Origin of the sequence: Streptomyces sp. NPDC047917, from assembly GCF_043204345.1 — a bacterium.
GTDB classification, from domain to species: Bacteria; Actinomycetota; Actinomycetes; order Streptomycetales; family Streptomycetaceae; genus Streptomyces; species Streptomyces sanglieri.
In genome coordinates this window covers 248,356-263,176 of sequence record NZ_JBIDCA010000006.1, presented here as the reverse complement: position 1 = coordinate 263,176, position 14,821 = coordinate 248,356, and the positions used below count along the sequence as shown (strand labels likewise).

The following is a 14,821-nucleotide window of genomic DNA, read 5'->3' as shown; positions in this document are numbered from 1 at the left end:
AGTCGCGCCCGCGCCCGCGCCCGTCGCGTCCGCGCCTGTCGCGGCCCCGCAGCGCCCCGGGCAGCCGCCCGTCGCGACCCGCCGACGGCCCGTCGGTGCCGTGGACCTCACCCCGCGCCCCGGAGCCGCCCCGCCGCCGGCCGGACCGGCACCCGTCTTCCCGTACGCCTACCAGCAGCAGTTGCCCCCGCCGTACGTCCTGCCCCGCCCCGAGACGCCCGCCGAGACCACCACCCGGCTGCGCCCGATCCGTACCCGCCGCCCCGCCAGGGCCGCGACCGCCGCGGCCTGTGTCGTGCTCGGACTCGGACTGATCGGAGGCGCGGCCACCGGTGCCTGGCTCACCAGCGACTCCTCGGCCGACGCGGCCGCCCACAGCAGCTACACCGTGGGCCGCTCCGCCTGGCACAGCGTCCCCGTGGACACTCTCTTCCCCCGCACCCTGACCGGCGACGGAGCGGGCCCCGGCGGTGCCGACCGGGTCTGGACCCGGATCGCCGTCGCCCCGGACAGCGGCTGCCGGGCCGGCCTGGACCCGCTGCTGGCCCGGACCCTCGGTCCGGTCGGCTGCGCGCGCATGCTCCGCGCCACCTACACCGACGCCACCGCCAGCAGCGTCACCACGGTCGGCCTGATCTTCACCGAGGGCGACGAGGCGGCGATGAAGGCGCTGAGCACCCGCTTCACCGGCCAGCACCTCGGCCGGCGCACCGACCTCATGCCCCGCACCTACCCCGTCAAGGGCACGGCCGCCGCCGGATTCGGCGACCGGCAGCGCGCCAGCTGGACCGTCCGCGTACTGACCGACCTGCCCGTCGTCACGTTCGCCGTGTCCGGCTTCGCCGACGGGCGCACCGTCACCGACCCGCAGCCCGTCGACCGGGCCATGGTCGCGAACGCCACGACGGCCGCCGCCCAGGCCGGGCTCGGCAACGAGGCCAAGGGCATCGCCGACCGGATCGAACGCGGTCTGCGCAGGACCGTCACCGACCTCACGGAGAAGCCGGAATGAGCCGCCGCACCCGCCGCCACCGCGCCCTGGGCGCGGTATGCGCCGCCACCGCGTTCGCGCTCCTGCCCGCGACACCGGCCGGCGCCGACGCCATCCGGGACCAGCAGTGGGGCCTCCAGACCCTCCATACGGACGAGGCGTGGCGTACCACCAAGGGCCGGGGCATCACCGTCGCCGTCGTCGACACCGGGGTCGACGGCAACCTGCCCGACCTGACCGGCCAAGTACTTCCCGGCAAGGACATGATCGGCTTCGGCGCCCGCCGCGGCGATCGCTCCTGGGCCCGCCACGGCACCGCGATGGCAGGCATCATCGCAGGCCACGGCCATGGAGCGGGACGCGACGACGGGGTGGTCGGCATCGCGCCCGAAGCGAAGATCCTCCCGGTCCGGGTGATCCTCGAAGCCTCCGACCCGTCCCGTGCCAAAGCCCGGGAGTCGCGCGGCACGGCTCTCGCCGACGGCATCCGCTGGGCCGCCGACCACGGCGCCGACGTCATCAACCTCTCGCTCGGCGACGACAGCAAGTCCGCGCACCCCGAGCCCGGCGAGGACGCCGCCATCCAGTACGCGCTGAAGAAGGGGGCCGTCGTCGTGGCCTCCGCGGGCAACGGCGGCGAGAAGGGCGACCACATCTCGTACCCCGCCGCCTACCCCGGCGTGATCGCGGTCGCCGCCGTCGACCGGTACGGCACCCACGCCGCGTTCTCCACCCGCCGCTGGTACGCCACGGTCAGCGCACCCGGGGTCGACATCGTCGTCGCCGCACCCGACCAGCAGTACTACGTGGAGTGGGGCACCTCCGCCGCCTCCGCGTTCGTCTCCGGCGCCGTCGCCCTGGTCCGCGCCGCGCACCCGGGGCTCTCGCCGGCCCAGATCAAGAAGCTCCTCGCGGACACGGCACGCGGCGCGCCGGCGTCCGGCCGGGACGACGCCCGCGGTCACGGCATCGTCGACCCCGCCGCGGCCATCGAGGCCAGCGCCGCACTCCGCCCCGCCGGTCTGCGGGCCGAATCCACCGGGGCCGGCTACCGGAAGCGCTACTTCGGCGCCGGTCCCACCCCCGAGCAGCACGAGAGCAGCCCCGCGGGCTGGCTCGCGGCCGGCGCGGGCGGGCTCGGAGCGGCACTGCTGGCCCTGGCCGTGGTGCTCTGGCGCGACAGGGGCCGCGGCCCGGCCTCCGTACGGGGCTGACCGCTCCCTGCGACAGGAGACGCGGCGCCGGCCTCCGTACGGGCTGACCGCTCCGGCCCACCGCGCTCCGGCGAGCACCCCCACCGCCGCTCCGGCTCACCGCGCTCCGGCGAGCACCCCCACCGCCGCTCCCGCCACCGCCTCGACCAGTGCGATCCCCGACTCCTTCGTCGGCTGCCCGTCCGAGAGCACCGCCACCAGACAGGTGCGCCCGCCGGCCCGGACCCGGCCGATGCTGTTGATGTCCCACAGCCCGGTCGTCGTCCGGGGCATCCAGCCGTTCTTCAGCGCCCAGCCGTCGCCCGCCGCCGACACCCCCCATCGCTGACCGGCCTCGACCCGCTCCATCAGCCCCCGCAGATACGCACGGGACCCGGCGCTCAGCTCCGACTCCGTACCGAACACCGCCCGCAGCAGCGTCAGCCGGTCCGCGGCCGTGGTCCGGGTCAGCCCCCAGGCATGCGCCGCCGTCGTCCCGGTCAGGCCCAGCCGGGCATTGGCCGCGTCGAGTGCCGCCGGGCCGCCGATCTCCCGCAGCAGCACGGTGGTGCAGGCGTTGTCGCTCCGCTCGATCATGGCGGCGGCGCGCCCGCGCTCGACCGAGGTGAGCGCGCGCCCCTCGTCCTGGGCGGCCAGCAGCAGCGCCGCGACCAGATCCACCTTGACGACACTGGCGGTGTCGAACGAACCGTCCCCGTGGACCGCCCGCGCCCCGCTGCCGGTGTCCAGCACCGCGACCGACACCCGCACACCGTCCGCACCGGCCGTCAGCGGCTCCACCGCCGCGGTCAGCGCCACGTCGAGATCCACTTCCGGCTCCTCACCCTCCGCCGCCGTGACCCGGGTGGTCAGGCGGCCGGTACGGACGATACGGACCTGTCGACGGGACGGCGCGGCCCAGGCACTAGGCTCGCCCCGTGGCGCAGAAGAACATTCCGGACCCCGGATACTCCGACGACGACGGCACCGCCGACCCGGCACTGACGACGGCTCTGGCCGCCTGGGCCGAGGACCGGAAGGCCGTCGGCCCGGTACTCGAAGCCCTCAGGGGCGCCCGGCTCCTCGTCCCGGTCGTCGCCGTGCTGGGCGAGGTGGAGGAGGACGTCGAGGTGAGCCGAGCGTCCGGCAAGGGCGGTGACGGGGGACGGGTGGGCGGACTGCGCCGCGAGAAGACCAGCGACATGGCCGTCCCCACCCTCCGGGCCGGAGACCGCCGGGCCCTGCCCGCCTTCACCTCGACCGACTCACTGGCCCGCTGGGACCCGCAGGCCCGCCCCGTCGCCGTACCCCTGCACCAGGCGCTGCAGGCCGCCGCGCACGAGAAGGCGGACACGGTCGTCCTCGACCTCGCCGGCCCGGTCGCGTTCGAGCTGACCGGCTCCGCGCTGCTCGCCCTCGCCGAGGGCCGCACCAGCGCCGATCCGCTGGACGACCCCGCCGTCACCTCGGCGGTACGGAACGCGGTCGCCGCCGAACCCTCGGTGCTCCGGGCCCACCTCGGGCCGGGCCGGGCCGACGGCACCCTCGCCCTGGTACTCGCCTCCGGCACCGAGCCCGCCGAGGCGGCCCGCCGGGTCGCGGACGCACTGGCGGCCGACGAGGTCCTGCGTGCCCGTCTGGTGCGCGGCCTTGACCTGGCGCTGCTCCCGGCCGACGCCGCCGCCCCGGGCGAGCCGCTCTTCACGCGCTGACCGCCCTTACGCACAGCTGACCGCCCCTGCGCAAAAGAGTCCCCCGCCCGGACGACGGGCAGGGGACTCGGCGGTTTCGGGGGAACGGGGAAGAGGGGGAGCGGCTCAGCCGAAGACGGGGCCGGTGTACTTCTCGCCGGGGCCCTGACCGGGCTCGTCCGGTACGAGCGACGCCTCGCGGAACGCGAGCTGCAGCGACTTCAGGCCGTCCCGCAGCGGGGCCGCGTGGAAGGAGCTGATCTCGGTGGCGCTGCCGTCCAGCAGACCGGCCAGCGCGTGCACCAGCTTGCGGGCCTCGTCGAGGTCCTTGTGCTCGTCGCCGTCCTCGGTCAGCCCGAGCTTCACGGCGGCGGCGCTCATCAGATTGACCGCGACCGTGACGATCACCTCGACCGCGGGCACCTCCGCGATGTCGCGGGTCATGTCGTCGAAGCCGGGGGAATCACTGGTGGGGGTCGCGTCACTCATGGGCCATACGATAGGCCCACGCCACAGCCGCCCCGTCCGCGGGAGCGGCGGGCGGGAGCCGGTTAGCGTCCGTCCGGGGGAGCTGCTAACCTTGTGTAACGACCGGCTGGGCAGCTATGTGCCCGGCCCACAAGTGGAGGCTCCGATCTCCCACCTGACCGTCCCCCGGGACGGCGGGTCATCCGGTCAGGCGGTGACCATCGTTCCGTACGGACGATGGGACCGCCCGATGCGCCCCGCGGTTGACCGCGGTGGTTCCGGTTGTTCAAGGAGCCCCGCCTGTGTCCCGTCCGGGGCATTTTTCTTGCCCTTGTGCGGTTGGTCCAACGAAACAGACGTTACGTGGCTGTCCGCCAGGCGGCCGCGTGGTGCTACCGAGGAGGATCCATCAGCGCCGAGCCCCGCATCAACGACCGGATTCGCGTTCCCGAGGTGCGACTTGTCGGTCCCAGCGGCGAGCAGGTCGGGATTGTTCCGCTTGCCAAGGCCCTGGAACTCGCACAGGAGTACGACCTCGACCTGGTCGAGGTGGCGGCGACCGCCCGTCCGCCCGTGTGCAAGCTCATGGACTACGGGAAGTTCAAGTACGAGTCGGCCATGAAGGCCCGTGAGGCGCGCAAGAACCAGGCGCACACGGTCATCAAGGAGATGAAGCTCCGGCCGAAGATCGACCCGCACGACTATGACACCAAGAAGGGTCACGTCGTCCGGTTCCTCAAGCAGGGCGACAAGGTCAAGATCACGATCATGTTCCGTGGTCGTGAGCAGTCCCGCCCCGAACTGGGCTTCCGACTGCTCCAGCGTCTGGCTTCGGACGTGGAGGAACTCGGCTTCATCGAGTCCAACCCGAAGCAGGACGGCCGGAACATGATCATGGTTCTGGGCCCGCACAAGAAGAAGACCGAAGCCATGGCCGAGGCCCGTGAGGCTCAGGCCGCCCGCAAGGCGGAGCGTCAGGGTTCCACCCCCGACGCCGAGGCCGCGGACGAGGTTGCCGAAGCGCAGCCCGAGGCTCCGGCAGAGACACCTTCCGAGGCCTGACCTCCGGGGGCCGCCATCCAGGCGGCCCCGGGTCACCCCGGAATTCCCACCAAGATCTGACGCCCCTGCTGCCCGGTGCCCGCACCGCGAGGGGCGCCACTGACGAGGAGAGAACGGCGCGATGCCGAAGAACAAGACGCACAGCGGTGCCAGCAAGCGCTTCAAGATCACCGGCTCCGGCAAGGTGCTCCGTGAGCGCGCCGGCAAGCGCCACCTTCTTGAGCACAAGTCGTCCAAGAAGACCCGCTCGCTGACCGGCACGGTCGTAGTGGCTCCGTCCGACGCCAAGAAGATCAAGAAGCTTCTCGGCAAGTGAGTTCGCGGCCCGCGGTGAATCCGTGGGCGCCGAATTCGAGACCGGGACCAATTCGTTTCCGGGCTGGGTGAGTCGACACCGCGAACACCAGCCCCGCTACAAGGAGTTAAAAAGTGGCACGCGTCAAGCGGGCAGTAAACGCTCACAAGAAGCGCCGGGCAATCCTCGAGCAGGCCAGCGGTTACCGCGGCCAGCGCTCCCGCCTGTACCGCAAGGCGAAGGAGCAGGTCACCCACTCCCTCGTCTACAACTACAACGACCGCAAGAAGCGCAAGGGCGACTTCCGTCAGCTGTGGATCCAGCGCATCAACGCCGCTGCCCGCCAGAACGGCATGACGTACAACCGCCTCATCCAGGGTCTGAAGGCCGCCAACATCGAGGTGGACCGCAAGATCCTGGCCGAGCTCGCGGTCAACGACAGCAACGCGTTCGCCGCCCTCGTCGAGGTTGCCCAGAAGGCCCTCCCGAGCGACGTCAACGCCCCGAAGGCCGCCTGATCCAGGTCGCACTGTCTTCCGTTCCGGACCCGCAGGCGCTCGCCGTCTGCGGGTCCGGTGCGTTGCACGACACGTTCCGTACGTCCGCCACCTCCGTATCCAGAGAGGCTCGCCGCCGACCATGGGCACCCCCGAACTGATCTCCCCGCGATCGCCACGCGTCGCCGCCGCCCGGCGGCTGGCCAGGCGCAACTTCCGCGGCAAGGAGCGCAGGTTCATCGCCGAGGGGCCGCAGGCCGTGCGCGAGGCCGCCGGGCACCGCGGCAGCGACGGCGAGCCGACCCTGATCGAGCTGTTCGCCACCGTGGAGGCGGCCGAGCGGTACGCCGACATCGTCACCGCCGCCCACGCGGCCGGCGCCCGGGTGCACCTCGCCGACGGCGAGGTGCTCGCCGATGTGTCGCAGACCGTCACCCCGCAGGGCCTGATCGGCGTCTGCCGCTTCCTCGACTCCCCGTTCGACGCGATCCTCGCCGCGAAACCGAAGCTGGTCGCCGTCCTCGCCCACGTACGCGATCCCGGGAACGCCGGGACGGTGCTGCGCTGCGCCGACGCGGCGGGCGCCGACGCCGTCGTGCTCACCGACGCGTCGGTGGACCTCTACAACCCCAAGTCGGTCCGGGCGTCGGTCGGTTCGCTCTTCCACCTGCCGGTCGCGGTGGGCGTCCCGGTCGAGCAGGCCGTGCAGGGACTGCGGGCGGCCGGGGTACGGATCCTCGCCGCCGACGGCGCGGGCGACGACGACCTCGACGACGAACTCGACGCGGGCACCATGGGCGGGCCGACCGCCTGGGTGTTCGGCAACGAGGCCTGGGGCCTGCCGGAGGAGACCCGGGCACTGGCCGACGCCGTGGTGCGGGTACCCATCCACGGCAGGGCGGAGAGCCTCAACCTCGCGACGGCGGCAGCCGTATGCCTGTACGCCTCGGCGAGGGCCCAGCGCCCGCGGTGACATCGCAGGGTGTCGCCGGGTCACCGACGACTAGTAGGGTGGCGAACTCGGGGGCCCACTGCACCGGTTCGAGAGGTGGGGTACGGGATATGGCTGTCGGCATGAGCAGGCCGCGCGAGACACGTACGGCCGTCGTGCGCGCCTGCGAACCCGCCGGCGGGGCGGGCGACGCGGCCGAGAATCCGGAGCCCGGAGTCTTCGACATGGGGATCGATCCCGACCACCTGCCCGACGGCCTGGCCGTCGCCGACGAGACCGGCCGGATCATCTGCTTCAACGCCGCGGCCACCCGGATCACCGCGGTGCCCCGGGCCGCCGCCCTCGGCCGCGCCCTGGAGCACGTACTGCCGCTGGAAGACCTCAAGGGCCGCCGCTGGTGGGAGCTGACCGACCCCTACGACGGCCTCGCCACCCGGGTCGGCCAGCCCGAGCGCAATCTGCTGCTGCCCGGTGGCCGGGAGGTCCTGGTCTCCGCCCGCTACGTGCGCGAGCACCCGACCGGGCCGGTGCGCCGGGTGGTGGTCTCGCTGCGCGGCACCGAGGCCCGCCGCCGCAACGAACGCAGCCACGCCGAGCTGATCGCCACGGTCGCCCACGAGCTGCGCTCCCCGCTGACCTCGGTCAAGGGCTTCACCGCGACGCTCCTGGCCAAGTGGGAGCGGTTCACCGACGACCAGAAGCGCCTGATGCTGGAGACGGTCGACGCCGACGCCGGCCGCGTCACCCGGCTCATCGCCGAGCTGCTCGACATCTCCCGGATCGACTCCGGACGCCTGGAGCTGCGGCGCCAGCCCGTGGACCTCTCCGCCGCCGTCGAACGGCACGTCCAGGCCCTCACCGCGACCGGTCAGGACCCCGACCGCTTCCTCGTCCGCACCTGCCAGCCGCTGCCCGCGGTCTGGGCCGACCCCGACAAGGTCGACCAGGTGCTCGGCAACCTGCTGGAAAACGCGGTGCGCCACGGCGAGGGAACCGTCACCATCGAAGTCGCACCCGCACCCGCGAGCGACGAGAAGGGAACGGCGGTCACCGTGAGCGACGAAGGCCCCGGCATTCCCGAGGAGTCGATGGGCCGTGTCTTCACCCGCTTCTGGCGGGGGAGCAAACGCGGCGGTACGGGCCTGGGCCTCTACATCGTCAAGGGCATCGTCGAGGCGCACGGCGGCACGATCACGGTCGGCCGCGGCCCCGGCGGCGGCGCGGAGTTCCGATTTATCCTGCCCGTGAGCACGCCGGCCTACCTGGTCTGAGCGGCCCGCGGGCCTCCCACACATCCTGTGGCCCTTAGACTCGACCTTTGGCACCTTTGCGTCCTCCAGTCGTCGATCGGGGCCATGGGGGTCCGGGGCCTTCCCCGGTACCGACCTCACCCACGATTGTCAGTGGGAGAAGGAGCGGCGTCCGGGGCCTTCGAATCCAAGGCGGAGGAGGGAGTGATGGCGGAGCCATCGCGACTGACGACAACGCCGGAGGCGGAGGTCCCGGACGCCGCGACGCCGCTGACAATCGTGGGTGAGGTCGTAAGCGCAGTATCAGCCAATCGGAAGCACGGGAAGAGATGTCGGCACCGAACAAGTCGTACGACCCAGTCGAGGTCGAGGCACTGAAACCGGAAGAGATCGAGCGCATGCGGGACGAGGCGTTCGCCGCCTTCGCCGCCGCCGGTGACCTCGACGCGCTCGCCCAGGCGAAGACCGCGCACACCGGGGGCGCCTCGCCGCTGTCGCTCGCCAACCGCGAGATCGGCGCACTGCCGCCGCAGGCCAAGGCCGAGGCGGGCAAGCGCGTGGGCCAGGCCCGCGGCGCGGTCTCCAAGGCCCTCGCCGCCCGTCAGGCGGAGCTGGAGGCGGAGCGGGACGCCCGCGTGCTGGTCGAGGAGGCGGTGGACGTCACACTGCCCTACGACCGCACCCCGGCAGGCGCCCGCCACCCGCTGACGACCATCATGGAGCGCGTCGCGGACGTCTTCGTGGCCATGGGCTACGAGGTCGCCGAGGGCCCCGAGGTCGAGGCGGAGTGGTTCAACTTCGACGCCCTGAACTTCGTGCCCGACCACCCGGCCCGGCAGATGCAGGACACGTTCTTCGTCCAGGGCCCCGACGGCGCCAGGAACGACGAGTCCGGGGTCGTGCTGCGCACCCACACCTCGCCGGTCCAGGCCCGCTCCCTGCTCGACCGGGAGCCCCCGGTCTACGTCGTGTGCCCCGGCCGCGTCTACCGCACCGACGAGCTCGACGCGACGCACACCCCGGTCTTCCACCAGATCGAGCTGCTGGCCATCGACGAGGGCCTCACCATGGCCGACCTCAAGGGCACCCTCGACCACATGGTCCAGGCGCTCTTCGGCCCGGACATGAAGACCCGGCTGCGGCCGAACTTCTTCCCGTTCACCGAGCCGTCCGCCGAGATGGACATGGTCTGCTTCGTCTGCCGCGGCGCGTCCGTCGGCAACCCGGACCGCCCCTGCCGCACCTGCGGCAGCGAGGGCTGGATCGAGCTCGGCGGCTGCGGCATGGTCAACCCCAAGGTGCTCATCGCCTGCGGCGTCGACCCCCAGAAGTACAGCGGATTCGCCTTCGGGTTCGGCATCGAACGGATGCTGATGTTCCGCCACAACGTAGAAGACATGCGAGACATGGTCGAGGGTGACGTCCGGTTCACCCGGCCGTTCGGGATGGAGATCTGATGCGCGTCCCGCTTTCCTGGCTGCGGGAGTACGTCGACCTGCCGGCGACGGAGACCGGCCGTGACGTACAGGCCAAGCTCGTCGCCGTGGGTCTGGAGGTCGAGACCGTCGAGCAGATCGGCGCCGGCCTCAAGGGCCCGCTGGTCGTCGGACAGGTACTGACCATCGAGGAGCTGGAGGGCTTCAAGAAGCCCATCCGCTTCTGCACGGTCGACGTCGGCAGCGCCAACGGCACCGGCGAGCCGCAGGAGATCGTCTGCGGCGCCCGCAACTTCTCCGTCGGCGACAAGGTCGTCGTGGTCCTCCCGGGCGCCGTGCTGCCCGGCGACTTCGCGATCGCCGCCCGCAAGACGTACGGCAAGACCTCGCACGGCATGATCTGCTCCACCGACGAGCTCGGCATGGGCGACGACGGCACGCACGGCATCATCGTGCTGCCGCCCGAGCACGAGGTCGGCACCGACGCGATCGAGCTGCTCCAGCTCGTCGACGAGGTCCTGGACATCGCCGTCACGCCGGACCGGGGCTACTGCCTCTCCATGCGCGGCGTGGCCCGCGAGACCGCCATCGCGTACGGGCTGCCGCTGCGCGACCCGGCGCTGCTGGACGTGCCCGCGCCGAACGCGTACGGCTACCCGGTCAAGGTCGCCGACCCGATCGGCTGCGACCGGTTCACCGCGCGCACCGTCGTCGGCCTCCAGCCCGAGGCCCGCTCCCCGATCTGGCTCCGGCGCCGGCTGCAGAAGGCCGGGATGCGCCCGATCTCGCTCGCCGTCGACATCACCAACTACGTGATGCTGGAGCTCGGCCAGCCGCTGCACGCCTACGACCGCTCCCGCATCGACGGGCCGATCGGGGTGCGCCGCGCCCAGCAGGGCGAGAAGCTCACCACCCTCGACGGCACGGTCCGCGTCCTGGACGCCGAGGACCTGGTCATCACCGACAACCGCGGGCCGATCGGCCTCGCGGGCGTCATGGGCGGTGCCAACACCGAGATCGCGGACGTCCAGGACGGCGAGCACCGCAGCACCGAGGTCGTCATCGAGGCCGCGCACTTCGACGCGATCTCGATCGCCCGGACCGCGCGCCGCCACAAGCTGTCCTCCGAGGCGTCCAAGCGCTTCGAGCGCGGCTCGGACCCGCAGGCCGCCGCTGCCGCCGCGCAGCGCACCGTCGACCTGCTGGTGCTGCTCGCCGGCGGCACCGCCGAGGCCGGGGTCACCGAGGTCAGCGCCCCGTCCGCGCCCCGGACCATCGCGATGCCCGCGAACCACCCCGACAAGGTGGCCGGCGTCGACTACGGGCGCGAGACCGTCGTGCGCCGCCTCCAGGAGGTCGGCTGCGACGTCTACGGGCAGGACGAGCTGATCGTCACCGTGCCGTCCTGGCGCCCCGACCTCGGCGAGCCGAACGACCTCGCCGAAGAGGTCATCCGGCTGGAGGGCTACGAGAACCTCCCGTCGACCCTCCCGACCCCGCCGTCGGGCCGCGGGCTCACCGACCGCCAGCGGCTGCACCGCCGGGTCGGCCGGGCACTCGCCGGGGCCGGCTACGTCGAGGCGCTGAACTACCCGTTCATCGGCGACGCCGTCCTCGACCAGCTCGGGTTCGACACCGACGACGCCCGCCGCCGTACCGTCAAGCTGGTCAACCCGCTCTCCGACGAGGAGCCGGCGCTGCGCACCACGCTGCTGCCGGGCCTGCTCGGCGCACTGCGGCGCAACGACGGCCGAGGCAGCCACGACCTCGCGCTCTTCGAGACCGGCCTGGTCTTCCGGCCCACGGGCACGGAGACCAAGGCCGTACGGCTGCCGGTCGACCGCCGGCCCACCGCGGAGGAGATCGCCGGGCTCGACGCCTCGCTGCCGCGTCAGCCGCGCCGCGCCGCGGTCGTTCTCGCGGGCGCCCGCGAGCAGGCCGGCTGGTGGGGCAAGGGCCGTCCGGCCGACTGGGCGGACGCGGTCGAGGCCGCCCGCGCGATCGCCCACGAGGCCGGTGTCGAGGTGACCGCGCGTGCCGACCAGCACGCGCCGTGGCACCCGGGCCGCTGCGCCGCGCTGTACGTCACGGTGAACGGCGAGGAGACGCTCTTCGGGCACGCGGGCGAACTCCACCCGCGGGTCGTCAAGGCGCTCCACCTGCCTGAGCGGACCTGCGCCGCCGAGGTCGAGCTCGACGTCCTGGAGCAGGCCGTCGACGGCGCGCTCCAGGCGCCCCGGATCTCCACCTTCCCGGTGGCGACCCAGGACGTCGCGCTGATCGTCGCGGAGAACGTCCCGGCCGCCGACGTGGAGCGGGCGCTGCGCGAGGGCGCGGGCGAACTCCTCGAATCGGTGCGGCTGTTCGACGTCTTCACCGGTGAGCAGATCGGTGCGGGCCGCAAGTCCCTGGCGTACGCGCTGCGCTTCCGCGCGGCGGACCGCACGCTGACGGTGGACGAGGCCTCGGCCGCGCGCGACGCGGCGGTGGCCCTGGCCGCCGAGCGGACGGGCGCGGTGCTGCGGGGCGCGTAGCGTTCCGCCCGAACACGGCGAGGAGGGGCGCAATCGGTCATCGGATGCGCCCCTCCTGCCATGCTCGCCGAACGGCGTGGACCGCACGCGGGCCCCGGCGCGGCCCGGGGGAACCCGGCTCCGAGCCGACCCCGCAGCCACCCTCCGATCCGTGGGCAGTGGGCCGTGCGGTCCGGCACCGTCCGCGCTGCCTCGGAGTGCCGGGCAGGTCGGCGGCGCGGACGGCGCGGTTGCGGGTCGTCGTACTGTACGAGGGGGAGCAGACGACCCGTCCGCCTCTTGCGAGACGACTGATTCAACCGATCCGCGCGCCGGCGCAACAGGGTGCGCAGCGGGACGGTTCGGGCATTGCGTTCACACCCCGTGTGAATCGTGCTCCACTGGTGCGACACGCCTCGGCGTGCCGAACCACCGGAGGGGCACATGGGGGCAACGGAGCCCAACATTCTGCTGGCTGCCCTGATCGAGGAGGCGGGCGTCTCCCGGGCGGGTCTCGCCGCGCACATCAACCGGGCCGGCCGCCCCCGCGGGCTGCGACTGCGGTACGAACACACCGCCGTGGCCCGCTGGCTGAAGGGGCAGCGCCCGCGCGGCCAGGTGCCCGACCTGATCTGCGAGGTGCTCGGCAACCGGCTGAGCAGGCCCGTCTCGCTGGACGACATCGGCATGGCGGCCCCGGGCACCGGTTCTCCCGTACCCGGCTCCTCGCTCACCGGCTTCGTGGAGCGCGCCACCGCGCTGTGGCGCTCGGACGAGGCGCAGCGCCCGCACGCCCTCGCCCCGGCCGCCGTCACGGGTACCACGGCGGTGATGCCGGTATGGGAGTGGGAGAACCCGCCGGAGGACACCGATGTCTCCCGCGACGGAGCGACCCGTGTCTCCATGGCCGACATAGTGACCCTGCGCGCGGCCCGTACCCACTACGAACTGATGTACCGCCGGGCGGGCGGAATCGCGACCCGGTCCCGCGTCGTCGGCTTCCTCAACGCCGAGGCCGCCCCGTTGCTGCGCGGCGGCCACAGCGACGCGATGGGCCGCCGGCTGTACCGGGCGGCCGGCGGGCTGGTGGCGGTCGCGGGGATCTGCGCGTACGACTCCGACGCGCACGGGCTCGCCCAGCGCTACTTCCACCAGGCGCTGCGGCTGGCCAAGGCGAGCGGGGACCGGGGGCTCGGCGGCTATGTGATCGCCCTGCTGGTCAACCAGTCGCTCCTTCTCGCCGACTACCGCCAGTCCGTGGCCTTCGCCCAGGCGGCGCTGCGGGCCGCCACCGGACACATCAGCCCGGCGCTCGCCGCCGATCTCTACGCGATGCAGGCCAAGGCGTACGCCCGTCTCGGCGACGCGAGCGGCGCCCGCGAGTGCATCCGGCGCGCCGAGTCGGAGGCCGGGCGCATCCTGCCGGGCCGGGAACCGGACGAGACGGGCTACGTGCAGCCGGGCCTGGTCGATGTGCAGGTGGCCGAGGCGCTGCTCGGCATCGGCGATCTGCCGGGGGCCCGGGAGCACGCGGCGAAGGCGGTACGGATCCCGGCGCACGACCGGGGCCGGGTGCACCGGCTGGCCATGCTGACCCACGTCGAACTGCGTCAGGGGGAGGCGGACCGGGCGGCGGCCACCGCGGTGGAGATGGCGGAGCGGGCCGGGGGCATGGAGTCGCGGCGGCTGCGCGACCGGCTGCGCGCCGTGCGCGAGGACCTGGTCGCGAGCGGCTGCGCGGATGCGGGGCGGGCCGCCGAACTGATCGACGGGGCGTTGCGCGTACCGCTGTGAGTGCGGAGCGGGGGATACCGGTACGTTCCCTTCCGGTCCTGCTCCTGCTGCGATGTTGCCACCTACTTGTCGGAAGGTGGCAAAACCGTGCAATGGACGAACCTGAACGAACAAACTGTGTATGAGAACCGCTGGTTCCGGGTCAATCTGGCGGACGTCGTCATCCCCGACGGACGCCATCTCGACCACTACCTCATCCGGCTGCGCCCCGTCGCGGCGGCCACCGCGGTCAACGAGGCCGACGAGGTGCTGCTGCTCTGGCGGCACCGGTTCATCACGGACAGCTGGGGCTGGGAGCTCGCCGCGGGCGTCGTGGAGGACGGCGAGGACAACGAGGCCGCCGCCGCCCGGGAGATGGAGGAGGAGACCGGCTGGCGCCCCGGTCCGCTGCGCCCGCTGCTGACCGTGGAGCCGTCGAACGGCCTCATCGACGCCCGGCACCACCTCTACTGGTCCGACCGGGCCGACTGGACCGGCACGCCCAGCGACGCCTTCGAGTCCTCGCGCCGCGAGTGGATACCGCTCAAGCTGGTGCCCGGCCTGATCCTGCGCGGCGAGATCCCGGCCGCGGGCATGGCCGCCGGACTGATGATGCTGCGCCACTTACGGCTGGGGTGAGCAGCGCACGACCGCGTACGGGGCCGGTCCGGGGATCGCCCGGCCCGGCCCCGTACGGGCA

The 14,821-nt window shown here is 72.9% G+C and carries 14 protein-coding genes; 12 read left to right on the top strand and 2 right to left on the bottom strand.

All coding sequences use genetic code 11. The annotated features are described in order from the left end of the window. Window positions 1–100: 100 nt before the first annotated feature. Window positions 101–1,012 (top strand): hypothetical protein, encoded by a 912-nt coding sequence (locus ACGF8B_RS16505; protein ID WP_392739281.1) that lies wholly within the window; start codon window positions 101–103, stop codon window positions 1,010–1,012. Next, a complete protein-coding gene (gene mycP / locus ACGF8B_RS16500) occupies window positions 1,009–2,205 on the top strand; it encodes a type VII secretion-associated serine protease mycosin (protein WP_392738856.1) in 1,197 nt (398 codons plus the stop codon). Before ACGF8B_RS16505 ends, mycP begins: the two co-directional genes overlap by 4 nt. A gap of 96 nt (window positions 2,206–2,301) precedes the next feature. Here the strand turns inward: mycP and ACGF8B_RS16495 are convergent, their stop codons facing one another. Further along, on the bottom strand, window positions 2,302–3,015 hold the full coding sequence (locus ACGF8B_RS16495) for a serine hydrolase (protein WP_392738853.1): 714 nt from the start codon (window positions 3,013–3,015) through the stop codon (window positions 2,302–2,304). A 107-nt stretch (window positions 3,016–3,122) separates the two neighbouring features. On the opposite strand from ACGF8B_RS16495, the gene ACGF8B_RS16490 reads away from it, so the two are divergent. Further along, a complete protein-coding gene (locus ACGF8B_RS16490; protein ID WP_392738850.1) occupies window positions 3,123–3,896 on the top strand; it encodes an SseB family protein in 774 nt (257 codons plus the stop codon). A 105-nt stretch (window positions 3,897–4,001) separates the two neighbouring features. On the opposite strand, the gene ACGF8B_RS16485 is transcribed toward ACGF8B_RS16490, so the two are convergent. Next, window positions 4,002–4,364, bottom strand: a complete 363-nt coding sequence (locus tag ACGF8B_RS16485; protein ID WP_124718752.1) for a DUF1844 domain-containing protein — start codon at window positions 4,362–4,364, stop codon at window positions 4,002–4,004. A gap of 342 nt (window positions 4,365–4,706) precedes the next feature. On the opposite strand from ACGF8B_RS16485, the gene infC reads away from it, so the two are divergent. From infC to ACGF8B_RS16440, 9 genes are all read left to right on the top strand, one after another. Then, entirely contained in the window at window positions 4,707–5,405 is a 699-nt protein-coding gene (infC, locus tag ACGF8B_RS16480; protein ID WP_218107178.1) for a translation initiation factor IF-3, read from the top strand. Window positions 5,406–5,526: 121 nt separating this feature from the next. Then, on the top strand, window positions 5,527–5,721 hold the full coding sequence (rpmI, locus tag ACGF8B_RS16475) for a 50S ribosomal protein L35 (protein ID WP_072484441.1): 195 nt from the start codon (window positions 5,527–5,529) through the stop codon (window positions 5,719–5,721). Window positions 5,722–5,834: 113 nt separating this feature from the next. After that, complete coding sequence (gene rplT / locus ACGF8B_RS16470; RefSeq protein WP_072484442.1) at window positions 5,835–6,218, top strand: 50S ribosomal protein L20; 384 nt, start codon at window positions 5,835–5,837, stop codon at window positions 6,216–6,218. A gap of 121 nt (window positions 6,219–6,339) precedes the next feature. Next, window positions 6,340–7,170 (top strand): TrmH family RNA methyltransferase, encoded by an 831-nt coding sequence (locus tag ACGF8B_RS16465; RefSeq protein WP_392738845.1) that lies wholly within the window; start codon window positions 6,340–6,342, stop codon window positions 7,168–7,170. Window positions 7,171–7,259: 89 nt separating this feature from the next. Beyond that, window positions 7,260–8,420 (top strand): ATP-binding protein, encoded by a 1,161-nt coding sequence (locus tag ACGF8B_RS16460; protein ID WP_392738842.1) that lies wholly within the window; start codon window positions 7,260–7,262, stop codon window positions 8,418–8,420. Between the two features lie 308 nt (window positions 8,421–8,728). Beyond that, window positions 8,729–9,856, top strand: a complete 1,128-nt coding sequence (pheS, locus tag ACGF8B_RS16455) for a phenylalanine--tRNA ligase subunit alpha (protein WP_392738838.1) — start codon at window positions 8,729–8,731, stop codon at window positions 9,854–9,856. Next, window positions 9,856–12,369: a phenylalanine--tRNA ligase subunit beta gene (gene pheT / locus ACGF8B_RS16450; protein ID WP_392738835.1), complete on the top strand. Its 2,514-nt coding sequence runs from the start codon at window positions 9,856–9,858 to the stop codon at window positions 12,367–12,369. Before pheS ends, pheT begins: the two co-directional genes overlap by 1 nt. Window positions 12,370–12,792: 423 nt before the next feature. Then, on the top strand, window positions 12,793–14,142 hold the full coding sequence (locus ACGF8B_RS16445; RefSeq protein WP_392738832.1) for a transcriptional regulator: 1,350 nt from the start codon (window positions 12,793–12,795) through the stop codon (window positions 14,140–14,142). Window positions 14,143–14,229: 87 nt separating this feature from the next. After that, window positions 14,230–14,760 carry an NUDIX domain-containing protein gene (locus ACGF8B_RS16440; RefSeq protein WP_342279776.1) on the top strand — a complete coding sequence of 177 codons (531 nt, stop codon included), beginning with the start codon at window positions 14,230–14,232 and terminating at the stop codon, window positions 14,758–14,760. The last annotated feature ends 61 nt before the right edge of the window (window positions 14,761–14,821 follow it).

Excerpts from the sequence above, each read along its gene's own strand:
- mycP (WP_392738856.1), top strand. The coding sequence starts at position 1,009 with ATGAGCCGCCGCACCCGCCGCCACCGCGCCCTGGGCGCGGTATGCGCC.
- ACGF8B_RS16485 (WP_124718752.1), bottom strand. The coding sequence starts at position 4,364 with ATGAGTGACGCGACCCCCACCAGTGATTCCCCCGGCTTCGACGACATG.
- rpmI (WP_072484441.1), top strand. The coding sequence starts at position 5,527 with ATGCCGAAGAACAAGACGCACAGCGGTGCCAGCAAGCGCTTCAAGATC.
- ACGF8B_RS16465 (WP_392738845.1), top strand. The coding sequence starts at position 6,340 with ATGGGCACCCCCGAACTGATCTCCCCGCGATCGCCACGCGTCGCCGCC.
- ACGF8B_RS16460 (WP_392738842.1), top strand. The coding sequence starts at position 7,260 with ATGGCTGTCGGCATGAGCAGGCCGCGCGAGACACGTACGGCCGTCGTG.
- pheS (WP_392738838.1), top strand. The coding sequence starts at position 8,729 with ATGTCGGCACCGAACAAGTCGTACGACCCAGTCGAGGTCGAGGCACTG.
- pheT (WP_392738835.1), top strand. The coding sequence starts at position 9,856 with ATGCGCGTCCCGCTTTCCTGGCTGCGGGAGTACGTCGACCTGCCGGCG.
- ACGF8B_RS16445 (WP_392738832.1), top strand. The coding sequence starts at position 12,793 with ATGGGGGCAACGGAGCCCAACATTCTGCTGGCTGCCCTGATCGAGGAG.